The 13,447-nt window shown below is 50.9% G+C and carries 13 protein-coding genes and 1 pseudogene; 5 read left to right on the forward strand and 9 right to left on the reverse strand.

The window, feature by feature from the left end; all coding sequences use genetic code 11:
• Position 1: 1 nt before the first annotated feature.
• The 4 genes from F7P81_RS08565 to pcsA all read right to left on the reverse strand — a co-directional run bounded on the left by F7P81_RS08565 (position 2) and on the right by pcsA (position 4,562).
• Positions 2–1,093, reverse strand: coding sequence for an ABC transporter permease (locus tag F7P81_RS08565; RefSeq protein WP_151159202.1), 1,092 nt, complete (start codon positions 1,091–1,093; stop codon positions 2–4).
• Positions 1,093–2,652 (reverse strand): ABC transporter ATP-binding protein, encoded by a 1,560-nt coding sequence (locus tag F7P81_RS08570; RefSeq protein WP_151159203.1) that lies wholly within the window; start codon positions 2,650–2,652, stop codon positions 1,093–1,095. Before F7P81_RS08570 ends, F7P81_RS08565 begins: the two co-directional genes overlap by 1 nt.
• Positions 2,653–2,819: 167 nt before the next feature.
• The gene (locus F7P81_RS08575; protein WP_151159204.1) at positions 2,820–3,794 is read right to left on the reverse strand and encodes a quinone oxidoreductase family protein; all 975 of its coding nucleotides are present in this window, start codon (positions 3,792–3,794) and stop codon (positions 2,820–2,822) included.
• 15 nt (positions 3,795–3,809) lie between these two features.
• Entirely contained in the window at positions 3,810–4,562 is a 753-nt protein-coding gene (gene pcsA, locus F7P81_RS08580) for a phosphatidylcholine synthase (protein ID WP_022712121.1), read from the reverse strand.
• Between the two features lie 301 nt (positions 4,563–4,863).
• Between pcsA and F7P81_RS08585 the strand changes: the two genes are divergently transcribed.
• Together F7P81_RS08585 and hspQ are read left to right on the forward strand one after the other, a co-directional pair.
• A complete protein-coding gene (locus F7P81_RS08585; protein ID WP_151159205.1) occupies positions 4,864–6,135 on the forward strand; it encodes a UbiH/UbiF family hydroxylase in 1,272 nt (423 codons plus the stop codon).
• Positions 6,132–6,470 carry a heat shock protein HspQ gene (gene hspQ, locus F7P81_RS08590; protein WP_022712123.1) on the forward strand — a complete coding sequence of 113 codons (339 nt, stop codon included), beginning with the start codon at positions 6,132–6,134 and terminating at the stop codon, positions 6,468–6,470. The genes F7P81_RS08585 and hspQ overlap by 4 nt, the downstream gene beginning before the upstream one ends.
• Here the strand turns inward: hspQ and F7P81_RS08595 are convergent.
• The 4 genes from F7P81_RS08595 to F7P81_RS08610 all read right to left on the reverse strand — a co-directional run bounded on the left by F7P81_RS08595 (position 6,467) and on the right by F7P81_RS08610 (position 10,019).
• A complete protein-coding gene (locus F7P81_RS08595; RefSeq protein ID WP_151159206.1) occupies positions 6,467–7,033 on the reverse strand; it encodes a DUF3885 domain-containing protein in 567 nt (188 codons plus the stop codon). The two genes, hspQ and F7P81_RS08595, sit on opposite strands and share 4 nt — an antisense overlap.
• A 60-nt stretch (positions 7,034–7,093) precedes the next feature.
• Positions 7,094–9,061: a threonine--tRNA ligase gene (thrS, locus tag F7P81_RS08600; RefSeq protein WP_075655266.1), complete on the reverse strand. Its 1,968-nt coding sequence runs from the start codon at positions 9,059–9,061 to the stop codon at positions 7,094–7,096.
• 152 nt (positions 9,062–9,213) lie between these two features.
• A complete protein-coding gene (gene yidD, locus F7P81_RS08605) occupies positions 9,214–9,576 on the reverse strand; it encodes a membrane protein insertion efficiency factor YidD (RefSeq protein ID WP_151159207.1) in 363 nt (120 codons plus the stop codon).
• A gap of 5 nt (positions 9,577–9,581) precedes the next feature.
• Positions 9,582–10,019 (reverse strand): iron-sulfur cluster assembly scaffold protein, encoded by a 438-nt coding sequence (locus tag F7P81_RS08610; protein ID WP_075655270.1) that lies wholly within the window; start codon positions 10,017–10,019, stop codon positions 9,582–9,584.
• 371 nt (positions 10,020–10,390) lie between these two features.
• Here F7P81_RS08610 and folE point away from each other — a divergent pair, with 371 nt between their 5' ends.
• Together folE and hisI are read left to right on the forward strand one after the other, a co-directional pair.
• Positions 10,391–11,002: a GTP cyclohydrolase I FolE gene (gene folE, locus F7P81_RS08615; RefSeq protein ID WP_022709987.1), complete on the forward strand. Its 612-nt coding sequence runs from the start codon at positions 10,391–10,393 to the stop codon at positions 11,000–11,002.
• Entirely contained in the window at positions 10,999–11,409 is a 411-nt protein-coding gene (hisI, locus tag F7P81_RS08620) for a phosphoribosyl-AMP cyclohydrolase (protein ID WP_022709988.1), read from the forward strand. The genes folE and hisI overlap by 4 nt, the downstream gene beginning before the upstream one ends.
• A gap of 162 nt (positions 11,410–11,571) precedes the next feature.
• Here the strand turns inward: hisI and F7P81_RS08625 are convergent, their stop codons facing one another.
• Positions 11,572–12,249: an outer membrane protein gene (locus F7P81_RS08625; RefSeq protein ID WP_246176074.1), complete on the reverse strand. Its 678-nt coding sequence runs from the start codon at positions 12,247–12,249 to the stop codon at positions 11,572–11,574.
• Positions 12,250–12,588: 339 nt separating this feature from the next.
• On the opposite strand from F7P81_RS08625, the pseudogene F7P81_RS08630 reads away from it, so the two are divergent.
• Positions 12,589–13,249: pseudogene (locus F7P81_RS08630) on the forward strand (patatin-like phospholipase family protein); the annotation flags it as partial.
• Between the last annotated feature and the right edge of the window lie 198 nt (positions 13,250–13,447).

Genomic DNA, 13,447 nt, shown 5'->3' on the forward strand with positions numbered 1-13,447 from the left:
CTCAGGCCTCCCCGCGCAGATCATGCTGACTGCGACTGACAAAACGAATGCGGTAGTGAATGAAAGTATCGCAGGCCAGCACAAAAAACAGGATCATCCCCTGAAACACGCGCGCGGATTTTTCTGAGATACCGATAGAAAGCTGTGCGGCCTCACCGCCGAGATAGGACAATGCCAGCACCAGACCGGCTGCAATAATGCCCAGCGGATTAAGCCGCCCGAGAAAGGCAACAATAATCGCTGTAAAACCGTAGCCCGGTGTAATTGTCGTACGCAGCTGACCGATAGCGCCGGACACTTCGCTGATACCGGCAAGACCTGCCAGCGCACCGGAGACCAGAAAGGCAAAGAATGTAATCTTGCCCGCACTGAAACCGGCGAAACGCGCTGCACGCGGGCTTTGCCCGACAACCTTGATCTGAAAACCTTTCAGGGTGCTGTGCAGCATGAACCACAGCAGGAATGCAGCGATAATTGCGAAGATGAAACCCCAATGCGCACGTCCTGCGGCTGACCAGATTTCCGGCAGCACCGCATATTCATGAAACTGACGGCTTTCAGGGAAATTATTACCTTCCGGATTGCGCCAAGGCCCGCGCACCAGCCAGTCCAGAAAGAACTGCGCTACATAGACAAGCATCAGGCTGGTCAGGATCGTATTGGCATTAAAACGGGTTTTTAAAAGCGCCGGTACCGCACCATAAAGCGCACCGCCAATCATCCCCATCAGCAGCATCAGCGGCAGAACATACCAGCCCTGCACGTCCGGATATAATATCGGTAGGATCGAACCGGTAATCGCGCCCATGGTCAGCTGACCCTCAGCACCGATATTCCAGTTATTCGACAAATAGCAAACTGAAAGCCCGACAGCGATCAGGATCAGCGGCGCAGCTTTGACCAGCAATTCATGGATCGACCACATATCCAGCAGCGGCTCAATGAAGAACGCATGGAGTGCAGCAAAAGGATCTTTACCCATCAGCGCAAACAAAATGGCGCCGCAAATCATTGCAAGCGCCAGTGCTAACAGCGGAGAAATTGCGCTGAACCAACGTGAGGGTTGTGGTCTTTTAATCAGTTCAATACGCATCAGACTGCCCCGCCCATCATCAGGCCGATTTTTTCAGCCGTTACAACATCGCGCGGCATGGCTTCGGATAACTGACCATGATGCATCACTGCGATACGGTCACAAATTTCAAATAATTCATCAAGGTCCTGACTGATGACCAGCACCGCAGAACCCTGACGTGACAAATCCACCAAAGCCTGACGAATACGCATGGCCGCACCGGCATCCACGCCCCATGTCGGCTGATTGACGACAAGAACAGACGGGTTGCGATCCAGCTCACGGCCGATAATGAATTTCTGCAAATTGCCGCCGGACAGCGCACCGGCTACCGGATTTTCCGCATTTTTGCGTACATCCATCATCGCATTGATGCGTTTGGCAGCGGAAGACAATGCAGATTGCGAAATGATTTTGAGCCAGCCACCCTTCAGGAACATTTTTGCATCGGTACGGTAACGCGACAAAAACAGATTATCCGTCAGCGGCAGTTCCGGCACAGCGCCATGTCCCAGACGTTCTTCCGGCACAAAACCTGCGCCCAGCATCCGGCGCTGTGTGATACCGGCAAGACCTGCCTGCTGCCCGCGAATACGGATGGTCGATGCCTGATCCTGCCGCAACTCGCCGGATACAGCTTCAAAAAACTCGCTCTGGCCGTTACCAGCAACACCGGCGATGCCAACCACCTCACCGGCAGCGACATTCAGAGAAATATTACGTAAGGCCGTTGAGAATGGTCCACGCGGTGCCTGTGAAAGCCCGTCAATCTCCAGTAATGTCGCTCGTTCCGCTGACTGCAACTCAGCTTTCGGACGTTCAACCAGTGCCACATCCTCGCCAACCATCATACGGGCAAGCGACGCTGCGGTTTCCTGCGAAGGCGTGCAATGGGATACGACTTTGCCATGGCGCAGCACGGTTGCGCGGTCGCAAATCTGCTTCACTTCTTCCAGCCGGTGGCTGATATAGAGAATGGATTTGCCTTCGCTTTTCAGGCGATTAAGCGTGATAAACAGCTTGTCCGCTTCCTGAGGGGTCAAAACTGATGTCGGCTCGTCGAGAATAATAAGTTCCGGCTCCTGCAACAGGCAGCGGATAATTTCGATGCGCTGGCGCTCACCAACTGACAAATCGCCGACAAGCGCATTGGTATCGACCGGCAGACCATAAGTCTCACCGATCTGCGAAGCTTTTTGTGCAACTTCATTAAGGGAGAGACCCGCATCCAGTGACAGCGCGATATTTTCTGCAGCGGTCAAACTGTCAAACAGAGAGAAATGCTGAAAAACCATACCAATGCCGAGCTTGCGGGCATAGGCCGGATTACTCATGCGGACTTTGCGTCCCTTCCAGAAAATCTCGCCATCCTGTGGCTGCAAAGAGCCGAACAGCATTTTGACAAGCGTGGATTTTCCTGCGCCGTTTTCCCCCAGCAGCGCGTGGATTTCGCCATGTTCAATCGTCAGATCAATCTGGTCACATGCTTTCAGCGCACCAAACTGTTTGGTTAAACGCCGTACATCCAGTAATTGCTCAGCCAGTAATTGTTGAGGTTTTGCGGAAGGTTCTGTCATGTGTCCCCTAGACATTTCTTCCGCCCACCTTATGCCACAGTCAAAAAAATAGGAAAGCCGAAAAGTAATTTATAACAATTCTATGAACACTTTTTGCAAGATGCATAAAGAAATTCCGGCGAAATCAGATTTCGCCGGAATATTGTTTTTCAAATCTGAAAATGATTTTACGGGATCAGTATCGTTGTGCCGGTGGTTTTGCGCGCCTCGAGATCACGCTGTGCCTGTGCTGCATCCCGCAATGCATAGGTCTGATTGACATTGATTTGGACTGCACCGCTGGCAACCACATCAAACAGCGCCTGCGCCGCACGTTCCAGCTCTTCCCTTGTGGCAATATAAGAGCCAAGCGTCGGGCGGGTTGCATAAAGCGAACCATATTGATTGAGCAGTGCCAGCTCAAATGGCGGCACCGGCCCAGATGCATTGCCATAGCTCACAAACAAGCCACGCGGTTGCAGAACTTGCAGCGATGCCGGGAATGTATCTTTACCGACACTGTCATAGACCACCGGCAGGCCTTTGCCGCCGGTGATTTCCTTCACCTTCTCGACGAAATTATCTTCACGGTAATTGATAACATGGTCATAGCCGAGGGACAGCGCGAGATCGATTTTCTCCTGCGATCCGGCAGTACCGATGACAGTTGCACCGAGATGTTTCGCCCACTGACCGGCAATCTGCCCGACACCGCCGGCGGCGGCATGGATCAGGATCGTATCGCCCTTCTGCACCTTGTAGGTCAGGTTAATCAGATAATAGGCTGTCATGCCTTTCAGCATCATGGATGCGGCAAGGCGCAAATCCATATTATCCGGCACTTTAACCAGACGATCCGCAGCAATCAGCCGTTCATCCGCATAAGAACCCATAGCGCCCGTATAGGCTACACGGTCACCGACCTTCACATTCGTCACGCCTTCACCGACAGCGACGACTGTACCTGCGCCCTCCTGCCCCGGAATGAAAGGCAGTTGCGGCGCCTTATAAAGACCGGTGCGGAAATAGACATCGATAAAATTCAATCCGACCGCTTCATGGCGGATACGTGCCTCGCCTGCTTTAGGCTGCCCAAGTTCGACCTGTTCATATTTCAGAACATCAGCACCACCGGTTTCACGGATCAGAATTGCATTTATCATTGTCAGAATTCCCTGTTATTTCGCAGCAGTTTTAAGACCAAGATTAGGCAGGAATTGCATCACGATACCGATGCAGTAGAGATAAATACCGGTGACGGAGATACCGATGCGCACCCAGAGCGGCGCATCCATCTGATAGAAAATACCCGCCACACCGAAAACGCACCACAGCAGAAACACTGTGAGATTGAGCGGACGCAAACGCACCACGCGCACCGGATGCAGAAAGTTCAGCGGCATGAAAGACAGGATCGCCGAGACAACAACAACCGCAAAAGCTGTCCATTCACCCGGACCGACGATGAACAGGGTGAAGACCACCATATTCCAGACCACAGGGAAACCCTTAAAAAAGTTTTCTTTGGTCTTCATGCCGGTATCGGCATAATAAATCGCACTGCTGATAACAATGATCGCGCCTGACAGGAATGACAGGCCGTGCCCCATGAAGCCGCTCTGATAAAGCGCGAATGCAGGGATCAGCACATAAGTGACATAATCGATGATATTATCGAGAAGCTCGCCCGACCAGTTCGGCAGCACATATTTTACTTCCAGCTTGCGGGCGATCGGCCCGTCAATACCATCGACGAAAAGTGCCAGCCCGAGCCAGAGAAACATTGCCGTCCAGTTTTCTTCACTGGCAGCAACCAGTGACAGAAAGGCCAGAAAGGAGCCGGAAGCCGTTAACAGGTGAACAGAAAAAGCCCTGACCTGAGGCAGAGTGACTTTTTTAGCTTTCAGTTTGTCTGTCAGTTTCGCTTTCAAGATCTTTGCCGATTCTGTTACAAAAAATTAATGAATTATCAGTCCTGACAGCTTTTGTCGAAAAACACCAAAAGTGCAAGAAAAGCTGACTTGAAAAACAGACAAAATGTCGCTCATCCAAAGAAGTTACCTGCTATTCGTGACTATCTCCGCTTTAAGCATATGTTTTTAGTGTCGTAACGGCGACTTATGGCCTAAAAGAATGAGCAGGCAAATCTGCTTCTGGTTTTTAAAAATTAGCAGGATATTCCGGTGATTTGACTGTTGGATTGTCAAAAACCGGATAACAAAGAGGTGCATTATGTCAGGCTCCGTTCATTCATCAGAGTTCACTTCGGCGCGCATTCTTGTGAGCGGCAGCGGCCCTGCGGGAATGATTGCGGCACTGGCGATGGCGCAGGCGGGCTATGATATTCTGCTGGCGGGTCCGGTAAGCGATCAGGATGACCGGCGCACCACAGCATTGATGATGCCTGCTATTGAATATCTCGACAGTCTCGGCGTGTGGCAGACGATCCGTCCGGATACAGCCGCCCTCGCCTCCATGCGTATTGTTGACGGCACCCGCAGACTGATCCGCAGTCCTGCGGTGACATTCCGCGCTTCAGAAATCGGCACGGAAGCTTTCGGCTATAATATTCCCAATCTGGTGCTGAACCGGGTGCTGCATGAAGCTGTAACCGCGCATCCGCGCATTGCCCGTAATTTCAGCAATGCCACCGCCTATCAGCACAATAGCGACAATATTTCTGTCACTTTCAGCGACGGACAGGTTGTGACCACTCCACTGGTCGTGGCAGCTGACGGCCGCAACAGTTTAGCGCGTGATGCAGCCGGCATTCAAACCCGCCGCTGGCGCTATCCGCAAACGGCAGTTGTGTGCTCGTTTAGCCATAAAGTACCGCATCAGAATATTTCGACCGAATTCCACACCGAGGACGGCCCTTTCACGCAGGTGCCGCTGCCCGGCAATCGCTCCAGTCTCGTCTGGGTTGCCAATCCGCGCTATGCTGAAAAACTGATGGCGCTCGACAGCGAACAGCTCGCCCGTGAGATTGAAACAAAAATGCAATCCATGTTGGGTGAAATCACGGTTGATACCAAACAGCAGGCTTGGCCGCTTTCCGGTCTGGTACCGCTGAAATTTGCAGCCAAGCGTACCATTCTGATCGGCGAAGCAGCGCATGTTTTCCCGCCGATCGGTGCACAAGGCCTGAACCTCGGCACCCGTGATGTGGAAACACTGATCTCCGCTTTGAGCAAAGATAAGCAGGATGCCGGAACTGATCGCGTTATCCGCGCTTATGACAGCGGTCGCCGCCCTGATATTCTGGCACGTACCGGCTCGGTCGATGTGCTGAACCGCACGCTGCTGTCAGACTTCCTGCCTGCGCAGATCATTCGCGGCACAGGACTGGAAATCCTGCGTGTTATACCGCCGCTGCGTGCTTTCTTCATGCGTGAGGGGCTGCGTCCCGGTGGCGGCTTCAAAGCCCTGCTGCCGTCTTTCACCGCAGCGAATAAGAAGACGACACTGCCAACTGTCACGCCACATCACGACGGATCACAATGAGTGCTTTTGAAGTAAAATATGCACGTTTCCAGATCGGACAGGTGGTGCGTCACCGCCTGTTACCGTTTCGCGGTATCATTTTCGATGTTGATCCGGAATTCGCTAATACGGAAGAATGGTACATGTCCATTCCCGAAGCCTCACGCCCGAAACGTGAGCAGCCGTTTTATCACGTGCTCGCGGAGAATGAGGAAACGGATTACGTGGCCTATGTTTCCGAGCAAAATCTGGAAGAAGATGAAAGCGGCGAACCGCTGCGCCACCCGCAGATCGGTGACTATTTCGACATCGACAGTCAGGGCGAATATCGCTTTAAAGCTGCACCATTGAATTAAAGTCCGCTTAAAAGCGGTGAGCGCCATTGTTCAAACCGCTCTTTGAGGTGATTGAGCTGCAGACTATCTGGCAGGATGACATCCATTCCGCCGTCATAAACATAAAATAGCTGCGCTTTTTGATTTACAAACAAAATGCCTGATATTTTCCCATGAAGAATGAGAGAAAATAGCTCGTCAAATGCGCCGCTTTTCCAATGATCTAGTTTATAGAGAAAACGGGATTTGCACTTATCTCCATCATTGTCAAAATATGTTTTTATACCTGAACTTTTAAAGCCCATCCTGAGAAAGCTTAAAGTTTTACTGGTTGCGGATTTTTCAGTGTCAGTATCAGACACTAACCAAAGTGGTTCATTCTCATTGAAAATTGCAGCGGCAATGCTGTTAAATCGCTCTAAAACCTCCTGCTGCTCAGCAACATTAGAAGGATAGCGCTTTCCTTCAGGCAATGCGTAAAATCGTACCCATTGCTGCCGCTTTTCTTCCCGCAGAAGATACATCAAAGGCAGCGAGCCTGAGTATATACTATTCCAGAATTGTGAAAACGGGGTGCTGCGCATGGATACCTGCTTTAAACAATAAACAAAAAGGCCGGATTGCTCCGGCCTTTTTTATATCGATTATGCGCGGCGAAGATCCGGCGGTGTTGCCTCTTCGCGCAATGAGCTCAGTGCTTCATCCAGCGACATTGGTGTCTGGTCGCGGGAGCCGAGACGACGTACATTCACTGTACGCTCTTCTGCTTCACGCTTACCAAGCACCAGAATAACCGGCACTTTCTGCAGCGAGTGTTCACGTACCTTGTAGTTGATCTTTTCGTTGCGGAAGTCGGTCGTTACCTGCAGGCCTGCTTTTTTGAACAAGTTAGCAACTTCCTGACCGTATTCATCCGCTTCCGAAGTGATCGTTGCCACAACAACCTGAATTGGTGCGAACCACAGCGGCATATGACCGGCAAAGTTCTCGATCAGAATACCGAGGAAACGCTCCATCGAGCCACAAATAGCGCGGTGGATCATAACCGGCTGCTGCTTCTCGGAATTGTTGTCGATATAGAAGGCACCGAAACGTTCCGGCAGGTTGAAGTCAACCTGCGTTGTACCGCACTGCCATTCACGACCGATCGCATCTTTCAGCGTATATTCGAACTTAGGACCGTAGAATGCACCCTCACCTGGCAGAATGCCGGTTTTGATGCGGCCGCCGGAATTGGCTTCAATTGTCTTGAGCACTTCGCCCATAACGCTTTCCGCACGATCCCACAGCGCATCATCACCCACGCGCTTTTCAGGACGTGTGGAGAGCTTGACGGTGATCTGATCGAAGCCGAAATCGGCATAGGTCGAGAGGATCAGGTCGTTAATGCGCAGGCACTCATCAGCCATCTGCTCGTCAGTACAGAAGATATGCGCGTCATCCTGCGTAAAGCCGCGAACGCGCATCAGACCATGCAGCGCGCCGGACGGCTCATAACGATGCACATTACCAAATTCCGCCATTTTGATCGGCAGATCGCGGTAGGATTTCAAACCATGTTTGAAAATCTGCACGTGACCCGGGCAGTTCATCGGTTTCAGCGCGAAAACGCGGTCATCCTCAGTGTCATCACCGGCAGTGGTGACCTTGAACATGTTGTCTTTATACCAGCCCCAGTGACCGGATGTTTCCCAAAGGGATTTATCCAGCACCTGCGGTGCGTTGACTTCCTGATAGCCATGATCGTCGAGACGACGGCGCATATAGCTGACAAGGCTCTGGAACATGCGCCAGCCCTTGGAATGCCAGAACACAACGCCCGGACCTTCTTCCTGAAAATGGAACAGATCCATTTCACGGCCAAGGCGGCGATGGTCGCGCTTTTCAGCTTCTTCCAGCATTGTCAGATATTGCTGCAGATCAGCATCATTCGCGAAGGCTGTACCGTAAATACGGGTCAGCATCGGATTGTTGCTGTCACCGCGCCAATAAGCACCGGCAACTTTCATCAGCTTGAACGCATTGCCGATCTGACCTGTGGACGCCATATGCGGACCACGGCAGAGATCAAACCAGTCGCCCTGATAATAGATCTTCAGATCCTGACCTTCAGGGATCGCGTCAATCAGCTCAACCTTATAGGATTCACCCTTATCGGAGAAAACCTGCTTGGCTTTTTCGCGTGTCCAGACTTCGCGTGTGAACGACTTGTTGCGGGCAATGATTTCACGCATTTTCTTTTCGATAACCGGCAGGTCATCGGGCGTAAAAGGCTCATTGCGGGCGAAGTCATAATAGAAGCCGTTTTCGATAACCGGTCCGATTGTGACCTGCGTGCCAGGGAAAAGCTCCTGCACAGCTTCAGCCAGAACGTGGGCGCAGTCGTGACGGATCAGCTCCAGCGCACGCGGATCTTCACGGGTGAGAATCTCGACTTTGCCTGATGCGCCAAGCGGCTCGGACAAATCACGCACGGTGCCGTCAACCGCATAGGCGACAGACTTTTTAGCCAGTGATTTGGAGATGGATTCGGCAAGCGCCAGACCGGTCATGGCCGGATCATATTCGCGCTGTGAGCCGTCGGGAAATTCGAGAGTAATAAGATCAGACATTGTCATCCTCATCCAGTCCCGCCAACGATTGCGGGTGGTTATTTAGAGCAAAATAAAAGTTTTCCGGCTCCTGCAAAACGAAGTGCAGATGCGACCGGCAGCGTCTCTATAATCAATCTGAACGGGGAAATAAACCTTTCCCCCGTAAAAGCTTAGTCATTATCGGGTTTTGCAGCGGAAATGTGCCAATAACGCCACGGAAAATACCATTTATAGTGCGGTTCCAGCACTTCCGGCACGCGATCTATGCCGCAGGTGCCGAATGGTCCGCAGCGCATAACCCGAAACAAGCCCATCCAGCCGCCGGTCCACAAACCGTAACGGGCAATAGCCTCATAGGCATATTCGGAACAGGTCGGCATATGACGGCAGGAATTGCCGATAAAGCCCGATAAAGTCAGCTGATAAAGCCGCACAAGCCCTGTTCCCAGCAAACGATCCGGTGTCTTGCGCCATGCGCCCTGATAATTACGGCTGTATTTTTTACGGGATTTGGTTTCAGGCTGCGGGCACATATCGCTTACACGGCAGCTTTTGCGGCAATCTGATCCAGACAGTCAACAACAGCGTCAAATGTCAGCAAAGTAGATGCATGACGGGCTTTATAATCACGTACCGGCTCGAAAAAACGCAAATCTTCAAAGCGGCCTTCAGGCGGCGCACCATTGTCTTTCAGCATTGCAGTCATTTGCGCCTGCAATTCACGCAGTTCAGCTTCTGTGGAACCGATAATATGACGTGCCATCACCGAGGATGTCGCCTGCCCCAAAGCACAAGCCTTTACCTCATGCGCGAAATCTACGACAATGCCATCTCTGACTTTGAGATCGACAATCACTGTAGAACCGCAAAGTTTTGAATGCGCCTTCGCTGTTGCATCCGGCGACTGAAGACGACCAATATGCGGAATATTACCGGCAAATTCGAGAATCCGGGCATTATACATATCATTGATCATCCGGTTTCTCCTTCAGCATGTTCCGGCGCATTGCCGGACATGATTGTATAAGTGGCTATATAAATATTTCATTTCAAGCCGCTATAGAGAATAGCACAACCGAAATACGACATAAATCGGCTGTCTTTGCTCTTTTAATATCTTCGACATACTTTATATAGGACAGGCATTTGCCTTTTGCGGATATTTCCGCGACAGTCAATGCAAACAGGCAGAGCAGGCCTTTGGCTGTATTCTGCAAAACGCCAGATAACTGCCCCGACATAAATGCCAAGCCTTCAGCGGTACAGCTAAGATTACCGCCTGAGCAAGCTTCGTAACAGTGTCCGTTTAACTCGTCTCTCCACAGAGAGAGACTACGGGAGCTCGATATGAACAAGCACATTTCCGATTCACAGACCAGCAATGTTGCACGCCCGACAAAGGCTGAAGCAGAGGCCGCTGTAAAAACATTGTTGCTCTGGATGGGCGAAGATCCGTCACGCGAAGGGTTACTTGAAACCCCGAAACGTGTGGCAAAAGCCTATAAAGAACTGTTTTCCGGCTATCATCAGTCACCGGAAGAAGAGCTCGGCACTGTTTTTGAAGAAGTTGCCGGCTACAAAGACATGGTTCTCATCAAAGACATCAAGTTCTTCTCGCATTGCGAACATCATATGGTGCCGATTATCGGCAAGGCACATATCGGCTATCTGCCGAATGGTTCTGTTGTCGGCCTGTCGAAAATTGCACGTGTTGTTGATATGTTTGCCCATCGCCTGCAAACACAGGAAAGCATGACTGCGCAGATTGCTCACAGCATTCAGAATATTCTCAAACCCCTCGGCGTTGCTGTCTTGATTGAAGCGGAACATATGTGCATGGCTATGCGCGGCATTCGCAAACAGGGATCAACCACATTGACAACCACCTTTACAGGCTCTTTTGAGCAGGATGTTGCCAATCAGGTTCGGTTCATGACCATGCTGCGGAGCGGTTCATGACCAAACTGCCTGCCGATTTCCCTGCACAGACCGACAAGCACAGCACTGAGGAAGGTGCTGTCTTTGCGCCCCGCTTTGACAGTTCCGGCCTGATAACCGCAGTTGTAACAAGTGCGGATGACGGCGAATTGCTGATGGTTGCACATATGAACAGCGAAGCCCTGCGGCTGACACTGGAAACCGGCATTGCCCATTACTGGTCGCGGTCACGCAAGTCGCTTTGGAAGAAAGGCGAAACTTCCGGCAATCTGCAGACTGTTATCGAAATGCGCACAGACTGCGATCAGGATGCCCTATGGCTCAAGGTCAGAGTTGCCGGTAATGGCCCGACATGCCACACAGATCGTCACTCCTGCTTTTACCGCACGGTAGACATTTCAGGAAACAACGTCATTTTACATAAATAAATCAAAATATTAGGTTTGTTTATTAACATAAAACACAAAAGCCCTGCGTAATATTAATTACGCAGGGCTTTTTGTCTGGAGGACGGTTCTTTCGCCAAATATCAAATCCGGCGAAAGAAATCTTGAAGACATGAGAGGCGTCCTTCACCTCCCGTCAGATTATCAGAACTTGTAGTTTACACCAACGCGCACAGTGTGGAAGTTGGTTTTAACTTTGGATACATCTGCACCGTCGCTGAACTTAACTTTGCCCAGATCAGTGTAGAGATATTCTGTCTTCAGAGTTACGTTGTCAGTGAAGGCGTGTTCTACACCGGCACCGGCAGTCCAGCCAGCGCGGGTCTTGGAAGCGCTTTCAGACACATCCTGAGCAGCATCATAGCCTTCGATCTTCACTTTACCGTAAGCAAGACCGGCTGTACCGTAGAGCATGGTGCGTTCAGCAATGTCTGCACCCAGACGACCGCGAACAGTACCGAACCACTGGACTTTACCTTTTACAGTGCCTTCGTAAGCGCCGGCTGCATCATAGAAATCAACCGATTTCTTCATGGTCGAGCCCTGGAAGTCAGCTTCGATACCGGCAACAACCTGATCGAACTGCCAGTTGTAACCAGCCTGCACACCACCAACAAAGCCACGTGGCTTGATGCTGACGCCGTCTTCTTTCATTTTACCAAAACCGTAACCGGCATTGGCACCAACATAGGCGCCTTCCCAGCTGAAGGTATTCACTTCAACGGCTGGTGCAGGTTCGTTGTAAACGATAGCGTCTGCAGCCATTGCAGTGCCGGAGAACAGAACAGCTGCGGAAGCAGCGAGGATGACTTTATTAAACATGGGAGAACCTCAAAAATCTTTCTTGATCTTGTTTTACACCAACCGGACAAAAATGCTGTAACAATATTGCAACACGTATATTCAGAAGAACTTATGGTTACTATTGCGTTAATTTATAAAATCAAAGTAAACACAAATAAACTTCAATATAATTACTTAATTGATAGTTAATAATAATTAAAATTACATTAAATTAACATAATTCATGTTGTTTTGTGCGTTTTCTGCAATTTATAGCTGTATGAATTGCCTTGCACTGCAATCGCATGAAAGCCATAGTCTGAATATACTTGTTCCTGTATTCTGGTTGCAAACACAGGTATATTCGGGAGATATTGCATGCTTTCATGGGTACCGCGCCGCCGCACGACTGCTGCTGCCAATGCACCGGCTCAGGCGGAAATTCCCAAACCTGTTATTCTTAAAACACCCCAGCCAATTGCTCTTGCTTTAGGCGGCGGTTCGGCACGCGGATGGGCACATATCGGCGTATTACGCGCACTGAATGAAGCCAACATCAAAATATCTATGATTGCAGGCACCTCAATAGGGGCACTTGTGGGCGGTTGCTATCTGGCAGGAAAACTGGATGAGTTGGAAGAGTTTGCACGTTCCCTTACACGCAGACGCATGTTCAGCCTGATGGATATTACATTTCGTGGCAGCGGATTATTCGGCGGCATGAAACTGGATCGCAAATTGCACCAGCATCTCGACGGATTGAATATTGATGACTTGCCCTGTTCTTATGTGGCTGTGGCTACTGAATTACGCACGGGTCACGAAATCTGGCTCTCCACCGGCTCACTTATTATGGCAATGCGCGCCTCTTATGCATTGCCGGGCGTTTTTGAACCGATCCGTTACGACCACCGGCTGCTTGTGGACGGCGCATTGGTCAATCCGGTTCCGGTTTCCGTATGCCGCGCCTATGAGCAGCAATTGGTTCTGGCCGTCAATCTCAACTATGACCAGTTCGGCCGCGCAGCCGTTGTCAAATATACAAGTCCAGCACGCGCCGGACAGGAAGACACAATCACCCCTGCTCAGGCAGGTGTCATAAGCCATGAATCGCGCTTGGGCATAACCGGCGTCATGATGGACGCCTTCAATATTATACAGGACAGAATCTCGCGCGCCCGTATGGCCGGCGATCCGCCGGACATCGCTTTGATGCCAAGCATCGGCCATATCGGCC

The sequence above is a fragment of the Pseudochrobactrum saccharolyticum genome (assembly GCF_008801715.1).
GTDB lineage: Bacteria > Pseudomonadota > Alphaproteobacteria > Rhizobiales > Rhizobiaceae > Pseudochrobactrum > Pseudochrobactrum saccharolyticum.